This is a genomic window from Achromobacter sp., assembly GCF_036567245.1.
GTDB lineage: Bacteria > Pseudomonadota > Gammaproteobacteria > Burkholderiales > Burkholderiaceae_B > Achromobacter.
Genome location: NZ_DATCUY010000271.1, coordinates 1 through 20,379, shown reverse-complemented (window position 1 = coordinate 20,379; position 20,379 = coordinate 1). Strand labels below are relative to the sequence as shown.

General features: G+C 66.0%; 19 protein-coding genes. 2 read left to right on the top strand and 17 right to left on the bottom strand.

Features of this window, described 5'->3' with window-relative positions:
- The 12 genes from VIR09_RS11945 to VIR09_RS11890 all read right to left on the bottom strand — a co-directional run.
- Positions 1-1,245 (bottom strand): MFS transporter (locus VIR09_RS11945; RefSeq protein ID WP_332013068.1); only part of this gene is annotated, 1,245 nt, incomplete at its 3' end.
- 199 nt (positions 1,246-1,444) lie between these two features.
- On the bottom strand, positions 1,445-2,017 hold the full coding sequence (pgsA, locus tag VIR09_RS11940) for a CDP-diacylglycerol--glycerol-3-phosphate 3-phosphatidyltransferase (RefSeq protein WP_013395003.1): 573 nt from the start codon (positions 2,015-2,017) through the stop codon (positions 1,445-1,447).
- Between the two features lie 212 nt (positions 2,018-2,229).
- Entirely contained in the window at positions 2,230-4,056 is a 1,827-nt protein-coding gene (gene uvrC, locus VIR09_RS11935; RefSeq protein ID WP_332013067.1) for an excinuclease ABC subunit UvrC, read from the bottom strand.
- The gene (gene nagZ / locus VIR09_RS11930) at positions 4,019-5,077 is read right to left on the bottom strand and encodes a beta-N-acetylhexosaminidase (protein WP_332013066.1); all 1,059 of its coding nucleotides are present in this window, start codon (positions 5,075-5,077) and stop codon (positions 4,019-4,021) included. Before nagZ ends, uvrC begins: the two co-directional genes overlap by 38 nt.
- Positions 5,078-5,136: 59 nt before the next feature.
- Positions 5,137-5,568 carry a holo-ACP synthase gene (gene acpS, locus VIR09_RS11925; RefSeq protein ID WP_054452884.1) on the bottom strand — a complete coding sequence of 144 codons (432 nt, stop codon included), beginning with the start codon at positions 5,566-5,568 and terminating at the stop codon, positions 5,137-5,139.
- A gap of 48 nt (positions 5,569-5,616) precedes the next feature.
- Positions 5,617-6,357 (bottom strand): pyridoxine 5'-phosphate synthase, encoded by a 741-nt coding sequence (pdxJ, locus tag VIR09_RS11920; protein ID WP_332013065.1) that lies wholly within the window; start codon positions 6,355-6,357, stop codon positions 5,617-5,619.
- Entirely contained in the window at positions 6,354-7,841 is a 1,488-nt protein-coding gene (locus VIR09_RS11915) for an efflux transporter outer membrane subunit (protein WP_332013064.1), read from the bottom strand. Before VIR09_RS11915 ends, pdxJ begins: the two co-directional genes overlap by 4 nt.
- Complete coding sequence (locus VIR09_RS11910) at positions 7,838-11,071, bottom strand: multidrug efflux RND transporter permease subunit (RefSeq protein WP_332013063.1); 3,234 nt, start codon at positions 11,069-11,071, stop codon at positions 7,838-7,840. Before VIR09_RS11910 ends, VIR09_RS11915 begins: the two co-directional genes overlap by 4 nt.
- A 62-nt stretch (positions 11,072-11,133) precedes the next feature.
- Positions 11,134-12,396, bottom strand: coding sequence for an efflux RND transporter periplasmic adaptor subunit (locus tag VIR09_RS11905; RefSeq protein ID WP_332013062.1), 1,263 nt, complete (start codon positions 12,394-12,396; stop codon positions 11,134-11,136).
- 197 nt (positions 12,397-12,593) lie between these two features.
- Entirely contained in the window at positions 12,594-12,959 is a 366-nt protein-coding gene (locus VIR09_RS11900; protein ID WP_332013061.1) for a helix-turn-helix domain-containing protein, read from the bottom strand.
- Between the two features lie 193 nt (positions 12,960-13,152).
- Complete coding sequence (locus VIR09_RS11895; protein WP_332013060.1) at positions 13,153-14,346, bottom strand: patatin-like phospholipase family protein; 1,194 nt, start codon at positions 14,344-14,346, stop codon at positions 13,153-13,155.
- Between the two features lie 33 nt (positions 14,347-14,379).
- Positions 14,380-14,970: a DUF4136 domain-containing protein gene (locus VIR09_RS11890; protein ID WP_332013059.1), complete on the bottom strand. Its 591-nt coding sequence runs from the start codon at positions 14,968-14,970 to the stop codon at positions 14,380-14,382.
- A 156-nt stretch (positions 14,971-15,126) separates the two neighbouring features.
- On the opposite strand from VIR09_RS11890, the gene VIR09_RS11885 reads away from it, so the two are divergent.
- Positions 15,127-15,921: a TOBE domain-containing protein gene (locus VIR09_RS11885; protein WP_332013058.1), complete on the top strand. Its 795-nt coding sequence runs from the start codon at positions 15,127-15,129 to the stop codon at positions 15,919-15,921.
- Between the two features lie 4 nt (positions 15,922-15,925).
- On the opposite strand, the gene VIR09_RS11880 is transcribed toward VIR09_RS11885, so the two are convergent.
- The 4 genes from VIR09_RS11880 to speD form a co-directional block, all read right to left on the bottom strand.
- Complete coding sequence (locus tag VIR09_RS11880) at positions 15,926-16,612, bottom strand: ATP-binding cassette domain-containing protein (protein ID WP_332013057.1); 687 nt, start codon at positions 16,610-16,612, stop codon at positions 15,926-15,928.
- A complete protein-coding gene (gene modB / locus VIR09_RS11875; protein ID WP_332013056.1) occupies positions 16,609-17,292 on the bottom strand; it encodes a molybdate ABC transporter permease subunit in 684 nt (227 codons plus the stop codon). The genes VIR09_RS11880 and modB overlap by 4 nt, the downstream gene beginning before the upstream one ends.
- Before the next feature lie 23 nt (positions 17,293-17,315).
- Complete coding sequence (gene modA, locus VIR09_RS11870) at positions 17,316-18,074, bottom strand: molybdate ABC transporter substrate-binding protein (RefSeq protein ID WP_332013055.1); 759 nt, start codon at positions 18,072-18,074, stop codon at positions 17,316-17,318.
- A gap of 143 nt (positions 18,075-18,217) precedes the next feature.
- Positions 18,218-18,568, bottom strand: a complete 351-nt coding sequence (speD, locus tag VIR09_RS11865) for an adenosylmethionine decarboxylase (RefSeq protein WP_332013054.1) — start codon at positions 18,566-18,568, stop codon at positions 18,218-18,220.
- Here speD and VIR09_RS11860 point away from each other — a divergent pair.
- Positions 18,557-18,712 carry a hypothetical protein gene (locus tag VIR09_RS11860; RefSeq protein WP_332013053.1) on the top strand — a complete coding sequence of 52 codons (156 nt, stop codon included), beginning with the start codon at positions 18,557-18,559 and terminating at the stop codon, positions 18,710-18,712. The genes speD and VIR09_RS11860 overlap by 12 nt on opposite strands.
- 27 nt (positions 18,713-18,739) lie before the next feature.
- On the opposite strand, the gene VIR09_RS11855 is transcribed toward VIR09_RS11860, so the two are convergent.
- Positions 18,740-20,209 (bottom strand): DUF4178 domain-containing protein, encoded by a 1,470-nt coding sequence (locus VIR09_RS11855; RefSeq protein WP_332013052.1) that lies wholly within the window; start codon positions 20,207-20,209, stop codon positions 18,740-18,742.
- Positions 20,210-20,379: the final 170 nt, after the last annotated feature.

The following is a 20,379-nucleotide window of genomic DNA, read 5'->3' as shown; positions in this document are numbered from 1 at the left end:
GATCCACTGCGCCAGGAGGGCCGCCGCGGTGAATGCCACGCCGGCGCCCACCCAGGGGCCCTGCCGCAGTCCGGCGTCCAGCAGCAGGCCGAACGCCAGCGGCCCCAGGGCCGAACCCACGTCCATGCCGGAATACACCAGCCCGTAGACTGATCCGGTGGATCCCTTGGGCGTGACGCGGCGGATCAGCATGTCGCGCGACGGCGCCGCCACGCCGGAGCAGAATCCCGCCAGGGCCACCACCGGCGCCGCCAAGACGGCCGGCACCAGGCCGAGCGCCAGCACCACCAGGGTCAAGCCCGCCAGGATCAGCGCCACCATCACGGTGCGCTCGGTACGCGGGTTGGCCGACACCAGGAAGCCGCCCGCGGCCATGCCGACGGCCGAAGCCACCATGTACCCGGACAGCGCCGAGCTGGCAGCGACCTTGGACAAGTCGTACAGCTGGCCCAGCAAGGGAATGGTGTAGTTCTGCACCGAAGACAGCGCAATGGAGGTGCAGGCGAAGAACAGGAATGCGCCCCACAGCGCCGGCTTGGACAACAAGGTGCTCAGCGTGGTCAGCACGCTTTCCTGAGGTTTCGCCGCAGGCTTGGCGGCAGCCTTGCCGCTTTCCGCGTCGGCATGGCCTTCCAGCGGCGACGGGCCGCCGAGCAGGTCACGGCCCAGAATCGTCAACAGCAGGACCAGCGCTACCAGCCCGGCCGCGCTATAGGCCGCCACGCGCCAGTCCGCCAGCAAGGTAATGCTGGTCATGAAAACAGGGGTCAGCGCCCAGCCCAGGTTGCCCGTCAGGCCGTGCGCGGAGAACGCATGCCCCAGCCGCGGCGCGGAAACCCGATGGTTGATGATGGAATAGTCGGCGGGATGGAAAACGGAATTGCCTATGCCGCCCACGACCGCTGCCGCGACCAGCATGGCATAGCCGTTGGCCGATCCGATCAGCACTCCGGACAGCACGAAACACGCCAGCCCGAACCACAGCACCGGCCGCGCGCCGATCCGGTCGACCACGAAGCCCGAGGACGCCTGGCCGATGCCAGACACCACGTAGAACGTGGACACCAGCAGCCCGAGGCGGGCGAAATCCAGGCCAAACTCGTTGCCCAGCGAGACATAAAGCGATGGCAGGACCAGCTGAAAAAAGTGGGAGGAAGCGTGGGCCACGCCGATCAGCATGATGAGCTTCCAGTCGCGCCGGCGGGCGGCGGCGTCCAGGGCCAGGGTATTCGCAGCGGTATTCATTGCAGGCGGCCGCGGTCAGCGGCAGGTGGCGCGGCGCCAGGGGCGATGCGCGGGTTGTCTCCGGCAACGTCCGGTGCTCCGGGCGTTGGACTTTGAGGCGCCGTGCCGGACGCGCCGGCCGATCACTCTTTGTATGTAACGGCGGCCGCCTTGCGCGAGCCGGGCCGCCGTTGTGCAAACCAATATGGACGGACTGGACCTACAGGGCCTTTTCGCGGATGGCGGGCCAGGCGCGCTGCAGGTAATACAGCATCGACCACACCGTCAGCACCGCCGCCACGATGATCAGCACATCGCCCAGCAGGCGCGCGCTGACACCGTAGATCGGCTGGTTGTACAGCAGGCACGGAATCGCCACCATCTGCGCGGCTGTCTTGAACTTGCCCAGCCGGTGCACCGCCACGCTGGCGCTGGCGCCGATCTTGGCCATCCATTCGCGCAGGGCGGAAATCGTGATTTCACGGCCGATAATGATCAGGGAAATAAAGGCGTCGACGCGGCTGAGGTCCAGCAGGACGATCAGGGCGGCGCAGACCATCAGCTTGTCGGCGACCGGATCCAGGAAGGCGCCGAACGCCGAGGTCTGGTTCCAGCGGCGGGCCAGCCAGCCGTCGAACCAATCGGTCAGAGCCGCAATAATGAAAGCCCAGGCGGCGAAGGTGTCGCGAACAGGGACCGACATCCAGCTTTCGGGCAGGTAGAACAGCCCGACCACCAGCGGAATCATGGCGATGCGCAGCCATGTCAGGATAATGGGTACATTAATTGGCATAGTGTCCGTATGCTAACAGCAAGATGGGGTCCCCCCCCCGAAGCGCCGGAGGCGCTTCCCCCCCGGGGGGGCGCCGGCAGCGGACCGGCGGAGCCGGATCCGCGCGGCCCGGCTTAGCGCTACGCCGCTTGCTGCATCTGCGTCCGACGCCTTTGAGGCATCTCGGGTGGTTGGGGTTAGCGGCATTTTGCCGGCATTTACGCACGGCTGCGTTACCGCAAGGCTTCATAAATGCGGATTGCCAGGTCTTGGGAGATGCCGTCGACCGATGCCAGGTCTTCGATGCTGGCGGAGGCCACGCCGGAGAAGCCGCCGAAGCGGGCCAGCAGGCGCTGGCGGCGGCGGGCGCCTATGCCTTCGATCTCTTCCAGGCGCGACACGTTGCGGGCCTTGGCGCGGCGGGCGCGCATGCCGGTGATGGCGAAGCGGTGCGCCTCGTCGCGCACTTGGGCGATCAGCATCAGCGCGGCGGATTCGCCGCCCAGCGCCACCGGCGGCCGGGAGTCGGCGAACACCAGGGTTTCCAGGCCGACCTTGCGCCCTTCCCCCTTGGCCACGCCCACCAGCGTCTGGACGTCCAGGCCCAGTTCCACGAACACCTGGCGCGCGACTTCCACCTGGCCCTTGCCGCCGTCGATCAGCACCAGGCCGGGCATGGGCGCCTCGCCGTCCGCCACCTTGGCGAAACGGCGGCTCAGCACCTGGCGCATCGCGGCGTAATCGTCGCCCGGCGTAATGCCGCCGATGTTGTAGCGGCGGTACAGCGAGGGCTGCATGTCGTGGTGTTCGAACACCACGCAGGACGCCTGGGTTGCCTCGCCGGCCGTGTGGCTGATGTCGAAGCATTCGATGCGCAGCGCATCCAGCGCGGTTTCGTCCGTGTCCAGATCCAGCGCCTCGGCCAGCGCCAGGGTGCGGGCGGCACGGGCGCCGGACTCGGTCAAGGCGCGGGCCAAGGCCATTTCGGCATTCTTGGTCGCCTGCTCCAGCCAGGCGCGGCGCGCGCCCTGCGGACGGGTCAGCACGCGCGACGGCCGTCCGCCAGCCTGTTCCACCAGCAGGCCGATCAGGTCGGGATCCGGCAAGGCGTGCGAACAGACCAGCACCGGCGGCATGGCATTGTCGGTGTAGTGCTGGGCGACGAAGGCTTCCAGCACCTGGGGCGCGGCCTCGCCTTCGGCATGCGAGGGGAAGAACGGCTTGTCGCCCAGATGGCGGCCGCCCCGCACCATCGCCAGGTTGACGCAGACCTTGCCGCCGGCGATCGCCACCGCAATGATGTCGGTGTCCTCGCCGCTGACGTTCTCCATGGTCTGCTGGTGCAGCACGCGCGCCAGCGAGCCCATCTGGTCGCGCAGCGCCGCGGCCTCCTCGAAACGCAGTTCGCTGGCGGCCTGCTGCATCCGGTTTTCGATCTCGCCCATCACGTCCTTGGCTTCCCCATTCAGGAAGCGCACGGCGCGCTGCACGTCGCGTTCGTAATCGGCCGCCTCGATCGCGCCCACGCAGGGCGCCGAGCAGCGCCCGATCTGATGCAGCAGACAGGGCCGCGAACGGTTGGCGAAGACCGAGTCCTCACAGGTGCGCAGGCGGAAAACCTTCTGCAGGATCTGTATGGTCTCGCGCACCGCCCAGGCATTGGGAAACGGTCCGAAATACTGGCCGCGCTTGTTGGTGGCGCCGCGGTAATAAGCGATGCGCGGCCAATCATGGCCGGTGATCAGCAGATAGGGATAAGACTTGTCGTCGCGGAACAGGATGTTGTAGCGCGGCTTCAGGGTCTTGATGAGGTTGTTTTCAAGGATCAGCGCTTCCGCTTCGGAGCGCGTCACCGTCACCTCCAGCCGCGCCACCTTCGCCACCATCTGGGCGATGCGGGGGCTGGCCAGGTTCTTCTGGAAATACGACGAGACGCGCTTCTTCAGGTCGCGCGCCTTGCCGACATACATGACTTCGCCCGCTGCATCCAGATGCCGGTACACGCCCGGCAGATGCGGCAGGTCAGCCAGGAACGATTTGAGATTGAAGTCGTCGGGCATTCTGATAACGGCTTTCAGCCTGCAAGGTATCCCAGTCCGGCGCGGCGAAGCGCGGCATCAGGCGGCGGATGCGGGCCACGGATTCGGGCGCGTGCTCGAACTTCAGGCGCTCGAGCAGTTCGTCGGCCAGGTCCGGCCGGTTGCATACCAGCACCATGTCGCAGCCGGCGCCCAAGGCGGCGCTGGCGCGGTCGAGGATATCGCCCGCCACCGAGGCGCCTTCCATGGTCAGGTCGTCCGAGAACACCACTCCATCGTAGCCCAGGCGGGTGCGCAGGATGTCCTGGACCCAGCGCTTGGAGAAGCCGGCCGGGTGTTTGTCGACCTTGGGGTAGATCACGTGCGCGGGCATCACCGACGGCAGCACCGCGTCGCCCAGCCAGGCATACGGGGCAGCGTCGTCCTTCAGGATCTTGTCCAAGGGACGCGGGTCCACCGGGATCTCATGGTGCGAATCCGCTTCCACGTAGCCATGGCCTGGGAAGTGCTTGCCGCAAGCCGACATGCCCGCCAGTTGCAGGCCCTGGATCAGCGCGCGCGACAGCATCGTGACCACGCGCGGGTCCTGGTGGAAGGCGCGGGTGCCGATCACCTTGCTGACGCCGTAGTCCAGGTCCAGCACGGGGGTGAAGCTCATGTCCACGCCGCAGGCGCGCAGCTCGGCGGCCAGCACGTAGCCGGCTTCGGTGGCCAGACGCATGGCTTGCAGCGGATCGCGGTTCCACAGCACGCCGAGATCGCGCATGGCGGGCAGCGGCGTAAAGCCGTCTTCGCGGAAGCGCTGCACGCGGCCGCCTTCGTGGTCCACCAGGATCAGCAGGGGCTCCTTGCGGGCCTTGTGGATCTGGCGCGTCAGCTCGGTCAGCTGCTTGCGGCTTTCGAAATTGCGGGCGAACAGAATTACCCCGCCCACCAGCGGATGGCGCAGGCGCTTCTTTTCCGCCTTCGTCAACGTGTGTCCCGCCACATCGACCATCACGGGGCCGGGCGGCAGGACCGCCTTGGATTTCTTTTTGGCCATGTCAGGCTTCCTTCTGTCTGAGTCTGGCAAGCCGGCGGCGGACAAACGGGGTCCGCGGATCAGGGCTTGCGTTCAACCACCACGTAAGCGGCGGCCATGTCGGATTCGTCGGTAATGGACACATGCGCCGCGCCGAAACGCTGCTCATACCATTGCAGCAGTTCTGGCGCGATCACCAGCACGGGACGCCCGCCGGGCGCATTCAGCGTCTGCACCCGCCGCCACGTCATGGGCATGCGCATGCCCAGGCCGATGGCCTTGGAAAACGCTTCCTTGGCCGCGAAGCGCGTCGCCAGGAAACGCAGGCCGCGCACCGGGTCGCGGGCACGGCGTGCGTGGAACTTCTGCAGTTCCTCGACGCCCAGGATCTTTTCCGCGAAACGGTCGCCGTGGCGCGCCAGCGCGCGCTCGATGCGGTCGATGCGCAGCAGGTCCATGCCGATACCGGCAATGGCGCCCGCGGGCGCGGCGGGACGGGATGCGTCAGACATGGCCATGCCCGCGCGTCCGGCGGCAAACAAGAGGCATCGGATCCGTGATCACAGCCCGCGCAGCGCTTGCAGGCGGGCCTGCACCATCAGCGCCTTCATGTCGCGCACCGCCTTTTCCCAGCCGTCGAACACCGCTTGCGCCACGATGGCGTGGCCGATGTTGAGCTCGGCAATGCCGTCCAGCGCAGCCACCGGCTTGACGTTGCCGTAATGCAGGCCGTGGCCGGCATTCACGCGCAAGCCATGGCGCAGCCCTTCGGCCACGGCCAGGCGCAACCGTTGCAGTTCGGCCTCGGCAGCCTCCCCTTCGGCTTCGGCGTAGGCCCCCGTGTGCAATTCGATCACCGGCGCGCCGGCCTTGGCCGCAGCCGCGATCTGCACGGGGTCCGGATCAATGAAGAGCGACACGCGGATGCCGGCCTCGGCCAGCAGGCCTACCGCATCCGACACGGGGCCCATGGCGCCGGCGACTTCCAGGCCACCTTCGGTCGTGAGTTCGGTGCGCTTTTCGGGCACCAGGCAGACGTCGCTGGGCTTGACCGCGCAAGCGATCTCCAGCATTTCCGCCGTCACCGCGCATTCCAGGTTCATGCGCGTGCGCAGTTGCGGACGCATGGCATAGACGTCCCTGTCCTGGATATGGCGCCGGTCTTCACGCAGATGCAGCGTGATCAGATCGGCGCCGGCATCCTCCGCGCGCAGCGCGGCGAGCACCGGATCCGGGTAGGTCGTGTGGCGTTGTTGCCGCAGCGTGGCAACGTGATCGATGTTTACACCAAGTTCTATCATTGCACTTTCGTTGTTTCTTCCCAGCCACCGCCCAGGGCCTTGTACAGTTCCACGCGGTTGATCAGCGCGGCCAGGCCAGTCTGGACCAGGGCGAGCTGGGCATTGAAAAAGTCCACCTGCGCGGTCTGCACCTGCAGGTAGCTGTCGATACCATTGGTATAGCGCAGATTCGACAGTTCCAGCGTGCGTCCGGACGCGTCCTGCAAGGCGCGCTGGGCATCCAGCTGCGCCCCGTAGGTGGCTTCGCCCGCCAGCGCGTCCGACACTTCGCGGAACGCCTGCTGGATGGACTGTTCGTACTGCGCCACGGCGATATTGTCGCGCGCCTTGGCCAGGTTCAGCCCTTCGCGGATGCTGCCGCCGGCGAACAAGGGCGTGGTGATCGAAGGCGAAAAGCTCCAATAACCCTGGCCGCCCTTGAACAGGTCGCCCAACGACGGACTGGCCACGCCCAACAAGCCGGTCAGCGAGATGGTCGGGAAGAACGCCGCCCGCGCCGCGCCGATATTGGCGTTGGCGGACTTCAGCTGGTTCTCCGCGGCCATGATGTCCGGACGGCGTTCCAGCAGGTCGGACGGCAGGCCGGCAGGCACCGTGGCCAGCAACTGATCGCGGCCGAACACGGCGGGCGCCGGCAGGTCCGGCGGCAACGGCGCGCCAACCAGCAGCACCAGCGCGTTCATGGCCTGGGCCTGGGCGCGGGCCAGTTGCGCCAGATCGGACGAAGCCGTATCCAGCAGCGTCTTGGCCTGGTTCAGATCCAGCTCGGAGGCCACGCCGCCGTCGAAACGACGCTTGACCAGGTTATAGGATTCCTGGCGCGACGCCAGGGTACGCTGCGTCAACTCCAGCTGAACCTCGGCGGCGCGCAGGTTGAAATACGACTGCGCGACCGACCCGACCAGCGTGATCTGCGCGCTTTTCTGCGCCTGTTCGGTCGACAGGTACTGCTGGTACGCCGCCTCGGAAAGGCTGCGCAAGCGGCCGAACAGGTCGATCTCGAAGGTGGTCAGGCCGATGCCGGCCTGGTACGAGCTGCTGATGGAACCCGAGCCGGCGGCCCGCATGTTCTGCGGCAGATGCTGGCGCTGGCCCTGGATGCCGGCGCCGATACTGGGCCATTGCGCGCCGCGCTGGATACCGTACTGGGCGCGGGCCTCTTCCACGCGCTCAATCGCCACGCGCAGGTCGCGGTTGTTGGCCAGCGACAGCTCGATCAGGCTTTGCAAACGCGGATCACGGAAGAACTCGCGCCAGCCCAGATTGGCGGCGGGCGTGCCTTCCTGCGGCATGACCGCGGTGGACGGCTGGGTACCCAGCGAAGTGGGCTTGGCGTAACCGCCGTACTGCACCTTGGGCTGGTCGGGCCACGTGCCCACCACCGGCGCGTCGGGGCGCTTGTAATCAGGCGCCAGCGAGCAGCCGGCCAACGCCACCGCCACGAAAGCGGACAAGGCGGTCTGTTTGAACTTCAGGGCTTTCATTCCTTGCCCTCCTGGCCACCGTTGGGTTGTGCGGGATGTTGCGCGGCGGCGTCCGGCGCAGCCTGTCCGGCTGCAGCCTTCTTGGCCGCCTGCTCTTCTTCGAAGGCGCGCAGTTCGGCGCCCAGCAGGCGCGGCCGGGTCTTGAACAGGCCCAGCACCACCACGAAGAAGGTCGGCACGAAAATCACCGCGAACGGCGTGGCGGCCAACATGCCGCCCAGCACGCCCAGACCCACTGCGCGCTGGCTGGCAGCGCCGGCGCCGGTCGCCATGGCCAGGGGCACCACGCCCAGGATGAAGGCCAGCGAGGTCATCAGGATGGGACGGAACCGCAGCCTGGCGGCTTCCACCGCCGACTCGTACAGGCCCATGCCGCGCGCGTACTGGTCCTTGGCGAACTCCACGATAAGAATGGCGTTCTTAGCCGCCAAGCCGATCACGGTCACCATGCCCACCTGGAAGTACACGTCGTTGGACATGCCCAGCGCACTGATCAGCGCCACCGCGCCCAGCATGCCCAGCGGCACCACCAGCATCACCGAAATCGGGATGGCCCAGCTTTCATACAGGGCGGCCAGCACCAGGAACACCACCAGCAGCGACAGGCCCATCAAGATCGGGGCCTGGTTGCCGGCCTGGCGCTCCTGATAGGAAAGGCCGTTCCACTCGTAGCCGAAGCCCTGCGGCAACTGGCCCACCAGGCGTTCCATCTCGGCCATCGCCTCGCCAGTGGTGTAGCCCGGCGCGGCGTCGCCGCTGATGCGCATGGACTCGTAGCTGTTGTAGCGCACCACCTGCACCGGGCCCTGCTTCCATTCGGCCTTGACAAAGGTGGACAGCGGCACCATGCCGCCCTGGCTGTTGCGCGCATTCAGCTGCAGCACGTCATTGAGCTGCATGCGGTACGGCGCGTCGGCCTGCACCCAGATGTTCTGCATCCGGCCCAGGTTGGGGAACTTGCTCAGGTAGGCGGAACCGACGGCGGTCGAAATCAGCGAGGCGGCCTCGTTGAAATCCACGCCCAGCGCGGCCGCCTTGTCGCGGTCGATGGTCAGGCCGAGCTGCGCGCCCGGTCCAAGACCTGTGATGCGCACCTGCGACAGCACGGGGCTCTTCATGACCAGGCCCATGAGTTCGCCGGTGGCCGCAGCCAGCGCGGCCGAACCCGCCGCGCCGCGATCCTGCAGGCGGAAGTCGAAGCCGGTGGCGTTGCCCAGGGACGAGATGGCGGGCGGCACCAGGGTGAACACCTGCGCGTCATGGATGCCCATCAGCTGCTTCTCGAAGGCCCGGAAGGCGATCGCGCCAGCGGAGTCCTTGCGCTCCTTGCGTTCGCTGAAGTCCTTCAGCGTCACGAAGGCGATAGCGGCGTTCAGGCCGTTGCCGTTAAAGCTGTAGCCCTGCACGGCAATGACGTTCTCGACCGCGGGCACGTCCGAGAAGTATTTCTCGACCTGCTCGATGACCTCGACCGTCCGGTTGGCGGTGGCGCCGGTGGGCAGTTCGATGTTGCTGACCACGTAGCCCTGGTCTTCCTCGGGCAGGAAGGACGAAGGCAGGCGCAGGTACAGCCAGCCCAGCAGCAAAACCAGCACCAGGAACGCCAGCATCATGCGGCCGCCCTTGTGCAGGATGCGCGACACCCAGTTCTGGTAGTTGTGGGTGGTGGCGTCGAACTTGCGGTTGAACCAGCCGAAGAAGCCCTTCTTGTCCTCGTGGTGGCCCTTGGGCACCGGCTTGAGGATGGTGGCGCACAGCGCCGGGGTGAAGGTCAGCGCCAGCAACGCCGAGAAGAAAATGGACACGGCCATCGCGATCGAGAACTGGCGATAGATCACGCCCACCGAACCGCTCATGAAGGCCAGCGGCAGGAACACCGTCACCAGCACCAGCGTAATGCCGATGATGGCGCCGCTGATCTGCGGCATGGCCTTCTTGGTGGCTTCCTTGGGTGGTAAGCCCTCTGTGGACATGATCCGCTCGACGTTTTCCACCACCACGATGGCGTCGTCCACCAGAATCCCGATGGCCAGCACCATGGCGAACATGGTCAGCACGTTGATGGAGAACCCGAGCGCCAGCATCACCGCGAAAGCCCCGAGCATGGCCACCGGCACCACCAGGGCCGGGATCAGGGTATAGCGGACGTTCTGCAGGAACAGGTACATCACCAGGAACACCAGCACCATGGCTTCCGCCAGGGTGTGGACCACCTGCTCGATCGACACCTTCACGTAAGGCGCCGTGTCGTACGGAATGGAGTAGGTAATGTTGCCGGGGAAGTACTTGGACAGTTCCTCCATCTGCTGGCGCACGCCCTGCGCGGTAGCCAGCGCGTTGGCGTTGGGCGACAGCACGATGGCGAAGGCCGCCGTCGGCTTGCCGTTCAGGCGGGCGCCGAACTGGTAGTTGTCCGCGCCGACTTCGATGCGGGCGACGTCGCGCAGCAGCACCTGGGAGCCGTCGGTATTGGCGCGCAGGACGATCTTGCCGAAGCCCTCCACGGTGCTCAACTGGCCGTTGGCCGTGACCGTGGCGGTGATGCGCTGCGATTCCGGGTTGGGCGGCGCGCCGATGCTGCCGCCGGAAATCACCACGTTCTGCTGGGCGATGGCCTGGTTGACCTGCGACATGCTCAGGTTGAAACCGACCAGCTTGGCGGGATCGACCCACACGCGCATGGCGCGCGGCGCCGCGAACAGCTGGAACTGGCCCACGCCGGGCACGCGCGACACCGGGTTCTTGATGTTGCGGGTGATGTAGTCGGCCAGCGCGGTCTGGTCCAGCGAACCGTCGGTGGACGACACCGCCGCCACCATCAGGAAGCCGGTACTGGTCTGCTCGTATTGCAAGCCCTGCTGCTGCACGGCAGTCGGCAACTGCGCGACCACGTTGGACACGCGGTTCTGCACGTCCACCTGCGCAAGATCTGGGTTGGTTCCCGGAGCGAAGGTCGCGGTGATGGTCGAGGTGCCGTAGGAATCGCTGACCGACTCGTAGTAGATCAGGCCCTTGGCGCCGTTGAGCTGGTCTTCGATGATACTGGTGACCTGCTCGGCCACTTCGTTGGCCGAAGCGCCGGGGTAGGTAGCCGTAATCGTGATCGCGGGCGGTGCCACGTCCGGATACTGCGAAATAGGCATATTCGGGATCGCCAACACCCCGGCCAGCAGGATGAACAGGGCGACTACCCAAGCGAAAATCGGTCTATCAATAAAAAATTGCGGCATGTGGGCTGACTCTGAAAGCGATGCTCACCAAAGAGGAACGCGGCGCTTGCGCCGCGTGCCGCTTAAGATTTCTGGCCTGCGGCCTTGTCCTGCTGCGCAGGCTCGGCCGGCTTGGCGCCTGGCTGCGGGGCGGATTCCGCGGGCTTGGCGCCCTGTTGCGCGGGAGCCTGGCCGCCCGGCGCGGGCGTGCCGTTCTTCCATTCGCTGGCCTGCACCGGCGCGCCCGGGCGGACCTTCTGGAATCCTTCCACCACGACCACGTCGCCAGCCTTCAGGCCGCTGGTGACGATCCAGTTGCTCTTGAGAGCGCCGCCAGTGGTGACGGGAATCTGCTCGATCTTGTTGTCCTTGACCAGCAACAGGCTTTGCAAGCCGTCCGCGGTACGCTGCAGCGCCTGCTGCGGCACCATCAGGGCCTTGTCGTCCACGCCCTGCTCCAGGCGCACGCGCACGTACATGCCGGGCAGCAGGATGCCGTCGGGGTTGGGGACTTCGGCGCGCAGGTTGACCTGGCCCGTGGTTGGATCCACGGTGATGCCGGTGAACAGCAGCTTGCCCGGCTGGCCGTACTCGGAGCCGTCTTCCAGCACGATGGTGGCGCGCGCCGTGTCCTTGCCGACCTGCTGCAGCTGGCCGCTGGCGAAAGCGCGGCGCAGGGATGCGAGTTCCGCGGTGGACTGGGTGAAGTCCACGTAGATCGGATCCAGCTGCTGCACCGTGGCCATCTGCGTGGCGGAAGTGGCCTCGACCAGCGCGCCTTCGGTGACCAGCGGCTTGCCGATGCGGCCGGTGATGGGCGAGGTGACGTCGGTGTAGCCGAGATTGATCGCAGCGTTGTCCTGCGCGGCCTTGGCGGCGGCGACCGAGGCGTCCGCCTGGCGGTACGAGGCCACGGCGTTGTCGTATTCCTGCTTGCTGACGGCGTTGGCCTTGACCAGCGGCGCGTAGCGGTCGGCCAGCAGCTTGGCGCTGAACAGATTGGCCTGCGCCTGCTTGAGCTGCGCCGTCGCCTGATCGTAAGCGGCCTTGTAGGGCGCAGGATCGATCTTGAAGAGCAGCTGGTTTTCCTTGACGTCCCCGCCTTGCTCGAAGGCGATCTTCTGGACGATGCCGGTGACCCGGGAACGGATCTGCGCATCCCGGACGGCGTCGACGCGGCCAGGCAGGTCGGACACGATGGGCGCGCGCTGCGGCTGGATCGTAATGACGCTGACCTGGGGCATGCCTGGATTCATGTGCGGCTTTTCACCGCAACCAGCCAATATCAGTGCGAGGAGCCCACCGGAAAAAACCAGCCCTGAAACACGTTTAGGCGAAAACCGCATTGAAACCCCCGCGTAGCGTAATTAACCGTAATCGCGTCATGTAATCGCAGTATTTAATCGCGGCTCTGGCCACGATCAAATAACAAGCATGCGTCATCAAGGCACGTAATCAGCCCAGTAATGTAACTCAGTTATTGGGGAAATCACTGATTTTTAGTGCTTCAAACACCACGCGCGGGGGGATTTCATACAACAAATCAGGTCTCGGAAAGCTCCCGCAGCTTGCCCAGGAACACATAGCCCATGCCATGCACGGTATGCAGCGGCAGGCGGGCGCCAGCCAGCAGGACTTTGCCGCGCAGACGGCAGATCGCCACATTCAGCGTGCGCATGGTGGTGCGCTTGCGAACGGCCATGAACTCATCGCGCCGCAATTCCCGGGCTGGATTGCCCGCCAGGCAAAGCAGGCAGGTGCGTTCCAGGCCAGTCAAGCCGATGCGGATGCCCTGGGGCGTGAGCAGGGTCCAGCCCTGGTAGACCAGGGTCCACCAGCCGTCCATGGTGTAGAGAGTGTCGGCCGCGCGGGCGGGCGCAACCTGGGCAAGGCGAGCGGGGGCATTCACGAGGATCTCCACCAGGACGGCCCGCGCCGCGCGGGATGGCGGCCGGCTCCCGGAACAAGGTTGCAAATTGCCCCGAAAGACTACCGCCGGAACCCGCCGTTGTTGGATTTGCAAGGCCTCTATAAGACCAATCCGATCGAAAACCTGCCCTGGGGCCTCTCAAGAAACCTTGCCGAGCCCCCGCCCCGCCAATTCAAGTGTGCTTGCCGTTGCGATGGATGTCATGGGCAACGAAACAGCTGTCCTGAGTGGGCCGGGCCAGAATGCCAGGCTTGGCCAACGTGGCGCGGATGTCGGCAAGACCCGACTCCCAGTGCTCGCGCATCGCCTCGGTACCGAACTCGTAGTCCTTGGAGTAGCGTTCCCGGTGCTTGGACTCGTAGATGAGGTTGATGATGTTGGTAGCCGGCGTATGGGACAGCTTGCGGATGTCGTCGAACTCGGCCGCGTTGCGCTCGGCTTCCGGCAGCTTCGCCAGCAGACGCTGCAAGCCGTGCCGCAGCTTGAGCACGCGCCGCATCTGGTCCGTGACCAGGCGGGTCCGGCTGGAGTACTGGATGTCCTTTTGGCGCTCGGCCACTTCCTCCAGATTGGTCGGCAAACCGCCGCGCGCTGGCCACAGGTCGACCTGGAACGCCAGCGTGTCCCGCATGTTGTCCGTGGTCAGCACCTGGGCCAGCGGCGTGTTGGACACGACGCCGCCATCCCAATAGTGTTCGCCGTCGATTTCGACGGAGGGAAAGCCCGGCGGCAAGGCGCCCGAGGCCATGATGTGCTCGGGTCTCAGGGTGTCCTTCAGGCTGTCGAAATAGGCGAAGTTGCCGGTCCGCACGTTGACCACGCCGAAACTGGCGCGCACGGCCCCGCTGTTGAGCAGGTCGAAATCGACGAACTCCCGCAAGGTCGCGGCCAGCGGCGTGGTGTCGTAGAAGCTGGTGGATGCCGCCCCCCTGCCGTGCACCAGATAAGGCGGCGGAAAACGCGGTTTGAAAAAACCCGGTTGACCCGAGAACAGGGCCTGGAAGGCCGACACATGCCCGTTCATGACAGGCGAGCCGAAGCCGAACGGCAAGCCTTCGAACATGGGGCCAAGCATTTCGCCCCAGGGCACGGAGGCAAAACCCGCCGGCCGGCAGATGGCTTCCCAGAAACCGCGCAGGCGCTCGACGCGCTCATCCTCGCGGGAACCCGCGACGATGGCCGCGTTGATCGACCCGATGGAGATGCCGGAAATCCAGTTGGGCCGGATACCCGCTTCATGCAGCCCCTGGTACACCCCGGCCTGGTAGGCCCCCAGCGCTCCTCCGCCCTGCAGCACCAGGGCGACGACTTCATAGGGCGGCGTATCGCCGGTGTCTTGGGTCGGGGCCTTGCGGCGAGTACTCATGCGGCTTCCTCTAGGCAGGGCTGGCGGGTCGCCCTACTTGCTTTTGTCTGGCAATTGCGGCGCGGCCACGCCCGCGCGGAACGGATACTTGGAGAATATCTGTGCAACCGCCTTGTCCGTGTTCTCGGCCGAGGCGCTCGCATCGGGCTGGACCTCGCCCACCGCCACGCCTTCCCACACCAATTGCCTGCGGCGTGCGTCGACGAGGTCGATATTCAAGGTGCCCTCAGTATATTGGTAGACGTCGTCGCCCCAGCCGTAACCGGGCCAGCCGCCGTAGAAGCCAGTGCGATAGCCGTAGTACGGTCCCATGGGCGGTGCGGCAGGGGTGACCTGCACCTTCTGCTGCAGCTTGGCGCTGAAATTGACCAGCAAGTCGGGATTGGAGGCGCTATAGGTATAGCCGCGCATTTCCATCTGGCCGCGCGTGGCGTTCTTTAGACGTTCGGTCAGCAAGGTGCTGTAGCCCGCCTTGTCCGTGCCCAGCGGCGCCATGTATCCGAACGTTCGGTACTGGGCGAAATCTGCCTGGTGGTCGTAGTCGCTCTTGACGGTGGGCCCCGAGGCGCAAGCCGCCAACAGAGCCGTCATGGAACCCGCAGCCAGCAATTTGAACGCTTTCATGTCGTTTTCTCCGAGAGCCCGATGCCTGAACATAGTGCCGCGAAGCCCACAAAATTTCAACAGCATCTCATTCTCATCCTTCCCGCCATCAGGCGCCAACCGCCGCCGTCCATTACACTTTGAACCGTCCCATACCCTGATCACGGCACGACACAGATGTTGGAACTCGACGGCTCGATTTGGTTTCGCTCCGGCGCCCAGACCTGGGGCGGAAAAAACCGCATAGACCTGCTGGCGCAAATAGACGCCACCGGTTCGATCACGGCCGCCGCGCGCGCCGTGGGCATGAGCTACAAGGGGGCCTGGGACGCCATCGACGCCATGAACAACCTGGCGGGCGAGCCTTTGGTGGTCCGGGCCGCCGGCGGCAAGGGCGGCGGCGGCACGCGCCTGACGGACCGCGCGCGCGGCCTGATAGGCACCTTCCGCGCCCTGGAAGCCGAACACCGCAAGTTCATGGAAAACCTGACCCGCGCTGGCATGAACGCCAGCGGCGACATCGACCTAATGAGGCGTTTTATGCTCAAGACCAGCGCACGCAACAAACTGCTAGGCACCGTCATCCAGATCCGCGGCGGCGCCGTCAACGACGAAATCGTGCTGCGCATCGCGGGCGGCCTGACCATCACGGCCACCATCACCCGCGAAAGCACGCAGGAATTGGGATTGGCGATGGGCAAGGAGGCGATCGCGCTGGTCAAGGCGTCATCGGTCATCGTGGGCGCGCCCGGACCCGGCCTGCGCCTGTCGGCGCGCAATCAACTGCCGGGCAAGATCACCGCCCTGCGCCCGGGCGCCGTCAACAGCGAGATCCTGATCGGACTGGACGGCGGCGTGACATTGGCGGCCATCGTCACCAATGAAAGCGCGCAGGACCTGGCCCTGGGGGTGGGCGCCGACGCGGTGGCGATCTTCAAGGCTTCCAGCGTGATACTTGGCGTGCTGGACTGATCTCTCAGACGCCCACGTCCTCGTCGTGGCGCCGCACCCGGCCCTCGCGCACTTCGAACACTTCGTCAGCCAGCGCGTCCACGTCGGCCGGGTCGTGCGTGATCAAGAGCATGGGCACGTCCAGCTGACGCTGCAAGGCGTTGAGTTCCGAGCGCATCTTGCCGCGCAGCTGCGAGTCCAGCGCTGAAAAGGGTTCGTCGAGCAGCAGGATGTCCGGCCGCAGCATCAGCGCTCGCGCCAAGGCCACCCGCTGCTTCTGTCCGCCCGAGATTTCGCTGGGGTAGCTGCCTACGATGGAGCCCAGCTCGAACGCGTCCACCCAGCGCTGCGCCTCGGGCCCGACCTCGCGCCTGGGCGGATTGCGCCAACCGCGCCGCAGCCCGAAAGCGATGTTCTGCGCTACCGTCAGATGGGGAAACAGGGCGTAGTCCTGGAACAGGTAGGCGACGCGGCGCGACTGCGCGGGCAGGCTGACGCCGGCATTGGAATCGAACAGCACGCGGCCGTTGATCTCGATGCGGCCCGAATCGGGCCGCAGCAAGCCAGCCACCGCGCGCAGGGTCAGGCTCTTGCCCGCCCCCGACGGACCGAACAGCGCGATGCGCTTGGCCGAGGAATCGAACGCCACGTCCAGCGCAAAGCGCCGGTCGCCGGACACCATCTGCTTGCGCACCTGGATGCTGACGCTCATAGCGCGCTCCCGTTGCGCCGGCCGCTGACGGGCACCAGCTTGCCGGCCAGCAGCAAGACCACCACGCAGGTCACCGAGGTGACCAGCACCAGCATGTTGGCGGTGGCGTCGTCGCCCGCCTGCACCGCCTCGTAGATGGCGACCGACAGGGTCTGCGTGCGTCCCGGCAGGTTGCCGGCAATCATCAACGTGGCGCCGAATTCGCCCAGCGCCCGCGCGAATGCCAGCAGCACACCGGCGGCGATGCCGCGCGCGGCCAAAGGCAGGGTGACGCGAAAGAACACGCCCGCCTCGCACACGCCCAGCACGCGCGCCGCGCTTTCCAGCTGACTGTCGACGTTCTCGAAGGCGGCGCGGGCCGATTTGAACACCAATGGAAACGCCACCACGGAAGCCGCGATCACCGCGCCCTGCCAGGTAAAGACCAGTTCGATGCCCCAGCCCGCCAGCGTCTCGCCGATGATGCCGCGGCGCCCCAGCAGCACCAGCAGGTAGTAGCCGAGCACCGTGGGCGGCAGCACCAGCGGCAAGGTGAGCAGCGCGTCCAGAAGGTCGCGCCCCGGCCAGCGCCAGCGCGACAGGCCATAGGCCGCGGCCGTGCCGGCCACGGTTGCCAACAGCGTGGCCCAACCTGCCACTTTCAGGGAAAGCAGCAGGGGCACCCAAACCGGATCACTCATCAATGCCTACGATTCAACAGGTATCAGGGCTTCTGGAAGCCGTAGCGCGACAGTATCGCCTGACCCGCGGGAGACAGCACATAGGCGACGAAACTTTCGGCTTCCTTGGCGGCGGCTTCGCGGGTGGTGACGGCGATGGGATAGGTCACCGGCGTCTGCGACGGCACGCGTACCGCGACCTTGACCTTGTCCGCCATGATGGCCGCGTCGGTCGCGAACACGAAGCCCGCGTCGACCTCGCCGCGCGCCACGTAGTCCAGGCTCTGGCGCACGTTCTGGGCCAGCACGCTCTTGGCCTGCACTTCCTTCCACAGGCCGGCGGCTTCCAGTGCGCCCTGCGTGTAGCGGCCCACCGGCACTGATGCCGGGTTGCCGTAGGCGATGCGTTTGACGTCGTCGCGGGTCAGGTCCTTGAGCGCGGTGATGTTGGCCTTGCTGTCGGCGGGGACGATCAGCACCACCTGGTTGGCGGCGAAGTCCACCCGGGACGCCGCCTTGACGGCCTTTTCCTCAACTGCCTTGTCCATGGCCTTCTGGTCGGCCGAGGCGAACACATCGGCCGGCGCGCCCTTGACGATCTGCTGCAGCAGTACGTCGGAAGCGCCGAAGTTCAGGATGACCTTGGTGCCGGCATGCTCTTTTTCGTAGCCTTGCGCGACTTCCTTGAAGGCGTTGGTCAGGCTGGCGGCGGCCGACACCACCAGGTCGCCGGCATTGGCATTTGCGCTCCATGCGGCGGCCAGCGCCAAGGACAGCGCCACGATCGGACGTTTGCGGAACATGTTCTTCTCCCAGGGGAATCGCTAAGTCAGTAACGAAATATATATAGGTATATAACGCTCGTCAATTTGGCTTCCCGGGGTGGCGTTGAGCAATATCAAGGAGTGAGGGCCGTGGATTCCGGCCGCGGGACCCGGCGCAGGCTTCAGCCGCGCGCCACCGTGGTCGCATGCACGGCCTCGGGCGCCAGCCGCGCCCGCAGGTGTTCCAGCGCCAGTTCGGGCCGGGCCGTGCCGCACATGAAAATATCCAGCGCCGCGAACGCATGTTCGGGCCAGGTGTGGATGCTGATATGGGATTCGCTCAGCAGGACCACGCCGGTCACGCCGGCGCCATCGCCGAAATGATGGAAGTGGGCGCTCAGCACACGGGCACCCGCCGCCTGGGCCGCGGCGATCAGGTCACGCTCCAGCGCTTGCGCGTCGGTCAGGCGATCCGCCGGCACGCCGCGGAAGTCCGCCAGTACGTGGCGGCCGGGTGTGGCATGTGGGGTCACTTATGGGATCCGCCCGAGGACCAGCCAGATCCGCCGGACGAACTGCTGCCCCAACTGCTGCTACTGGTACTGCCGCCGCCGCTGCTGATGCGGGCGCCGGGCGAACTTGCCCCCGTCGTGGCCAGCACGACCACGACCGCGTAGATGGCATACATGAGCTTGCCCATCTTGCTATTCGTCCTTGCCTGAGAGTTTGTCCGCCAGCGCCGCGGGGATCCAGAGGAACGCCAGGCCGATCAAGATAGGGATGATGCGTCCGCTGAAAATATTGCCCAGATTCAGGAACCCCATCGCGATCATGGCCGTCCACGCCCATTTGCGGTATCCCCTGCCCTTGCCGCTCGAGGGCATGGCCTTCTGCTTGGCGAGTTCAGGGTTGCCGAACCATTCGGCCAGTTGCGCCGGCGCCACCGGACCCGACGCCGACCAGCCCAGTTCGGACTCGCTCAACTCGCGGGTCAGCTTGAGGTTGCCGGCCTTGTAGTCGGTAATCTTGGTGCTGTCGCCGACCTTGACGCGCCAGTTGAACGCGCCCAGCGCCAGTTCCACGCGCGAGGTGTAGTCGTACAGCTTCTGATAAAGCTTGGAGCGCCAGCGCACGCTGCTGGCATTGTTGAGGCTGGGCCAGGTGTCGCACACCTGCACGCGCTCCCAGCCCTCTTCGGTTTCCACCAGCCAGATGAATCCCTTCACGGGATTGAACAGCAGGTACTCGATCCAGTCGGACGGTTCCTCGGGATCCGGATCGGCGCACTTCATCAGGCCGATGAGCGTGTAGGAAGCACCGTCGATCTTGGCCACCGCGCCCAGCGCCAGCGTGGTCTGGATGGCCTTGACCTTGCGGGCTTTCTCGATGACTTCAGCGGTGGGTCCCGAGCAATCGACCGCGGCCGAACACGAAGGGCAGACCACTTGGGTGGCCATGGCGGCCACGAAACTTATCGGCCCGCCGCAGTTCGGGCAGTCCAGCGCCTTGATCTGGCCGCGGAAACGGCCGGCCGTCTCCTCGACCTGCTCGTTGGAGCGCAACGATGCCGCCTGCATGGCGGACAGGTCGAAGGCCTTGCCGATGTACAACTCGGGTTCGGGTCCATCGGAAAAATCCAGCGTCAGGAACGCGTCCAGGCTGCGGTAATCCGCCACCTTGGCCAGCCAGCCCTCGCCCGGCACGAAGGGCAGTTCGCCTTGCGTGCCGCCCGCCTGGCAGGCGCGCACGTCGGCAGCGGTGAAGCGCTGGCCGTCCAGCTTCAACTCGTCGCCGGGGGAAATGTCGTCGAACGCCGGCATGCCCTGCGTGGACTTGACCTTGCGTCGCCGGGTTACTGCGTACTGGCCCGAGGCGTCCGACAGCCAGCCATCGGAGCCATCCTCGAACCACAGATACCACTCATTCCAGAAGCCGTCTTCGTAGCGCAGCTGGATGCGGCCGATAAGGTCGAAGCGCTTGCCTTCATAGGCGCCGGCCGCGCCCAGGCACAAGGGCGAGTAGTCCTCCAGGACCTCGGCGGCCTCGCCGATGCGTTTGACCGACTCGGCGTCCTTCAGCAAGGTGCTGCGGCAAGCGCCGCAGACCGCCATGACGGATGCCGCGGACGTGAACTTGACTGGGGCGCCGCACTGCGGACACAGAACCTGCTGCATGGAGCCTTAGCTGGTGAGTTTCTTCAGCACTTCGGCCTTGGCCGAATCGTAGTCCGCGGCCGTTATCAGGTCTTTGTCCAGCAGATCCTTGAGCTGCTGCAGCCGCTGCGCCGGGTCGACCCCGGCGGCAGCCGGCGCCGGCTGGGCAGCTTGCTGCGCCGTCGCCTGCT

What these genes read in the sequence shown, in the direction of transcription:
- pgsA (WP_013395003.1), bottom strand. Translation starts at nt 2,017, where the DNA reads ATGCCAATTAATGTACCCATTATCCTGACATGGCTGCGCATCGCCATG.
- uvrC (WP_332013067.1), bottom strand. Translation starts at nt 4,056, where the DNA reads ATGCCCGACGACTTCAATCTCAAATCGTTCCTGGCTGACCTGCCGCAT.
- nagZ (WP_332013066.1), bottom strand. Translation starts at nt 5,077, where the DNA reads ATGGCCAAAAAGAAATCCAAGGCGGTCCTGCCGCCCGGCCCCGTGATG.
- acpS (WP_054452884.1), bottom strand. Translation starts at nt 5,568, where the DNA reads ATGTCTGACGCATCCCGTCCCGCCGCGCCCGCGGGCGCCATTGCCGGT.
- pdxJ (WP_332013065.1), bottom strand. Translation starts at nt 6,357, where the DNA reads ATGATAGAACTTGGTGTAAACATCGATCACGTTGCCACGCTGCGGCAA.
- VIR09_RS11915 (WP_332013064.1), bottom strand. Translation starts at nt 7,841, where the DNA reads ATGAAAGCCCTGAAGTTCAAACAGACCGCCTTGTCCGCTTTCGTGGCG.
- VIR09_RS11910 (WP_332013063.1), bottom strand. Translation starts at nt 11,071, where the DNA reads ATGCCGCAATTTTTTATTGATAGACCGATTTTCGCTTGGGTAGTCGCC.
- VIR09_RS11905 (WP_332013062.1), bottom strand. Translation starts at nt 12,396, where the DNA reads ATGCGGTTTTCGCCTAAACGTGTTTCAGGGCTGGTTTTTTCCGGTGGG.
- VIR09_RS11895 (WP_332013060.1), bottom strand. Translation starts at nt 14,346, where the DNA reads ATGAGTACTCGCCGCAAGGCCCCGACCCAAGACACCGGCGATACGCCG.
- VIR09_RS11890 (WP_332013059.1), bottom strand. Translation starts at nt 14,970, where the DNA reads ATGAAAGCGTTCAAATTGCTGGCTGCGGGTTCCATGACGGCTCTGTTG.
- VIR09_RS11885 (WP_332013058.1), top strand. Translation starts at nt 15,127, where the DNA reads ATGTTGGAACTCGACGGCTCGATTTGGTTTCGCTCCGGCGCCCAGACC.
- VIR09_RS11880 (WP_332013057.1), bottom strand. Translation starts at nt 16,612, where the DNA reads ATGAGCGTCAGCATCCAGGTGCGCAAGCAGATGGTGTCCGGCGACCGG.
- modB (WP_332013056.1), bottom strand. Translation starts at nt 17,292, where the DNA reads ATGAGTGATCCGGTTTGGGTGCCCCTGCTGCTTTCCCTGAAAGTGGCA.
- modA (WP_332013055.1), bottom strand. Translation starts at nt 18,074, where the DNA reads ATGTTCCGCAAACGTCCGATCGTGGCGCTGTCCTTGGCGCTGGCCGCC.
- VIR09_RS11860 (WP_332013053.1), top strand. Translation starts at nt 18,557, where the DNA reads ATGTGGGGTCACTTATGGGATCCGCCCGAGGACCAGCCAGATCCGCCG.
- VIR09_RS11855 (WP_332013052.1), bottom strand. Translation starts at nt 20,209, where the DNA reads ATGCAGCAGGTTCTGTGTCCGCAGTGCGGCGCCCCAGTCAAGTTCACG.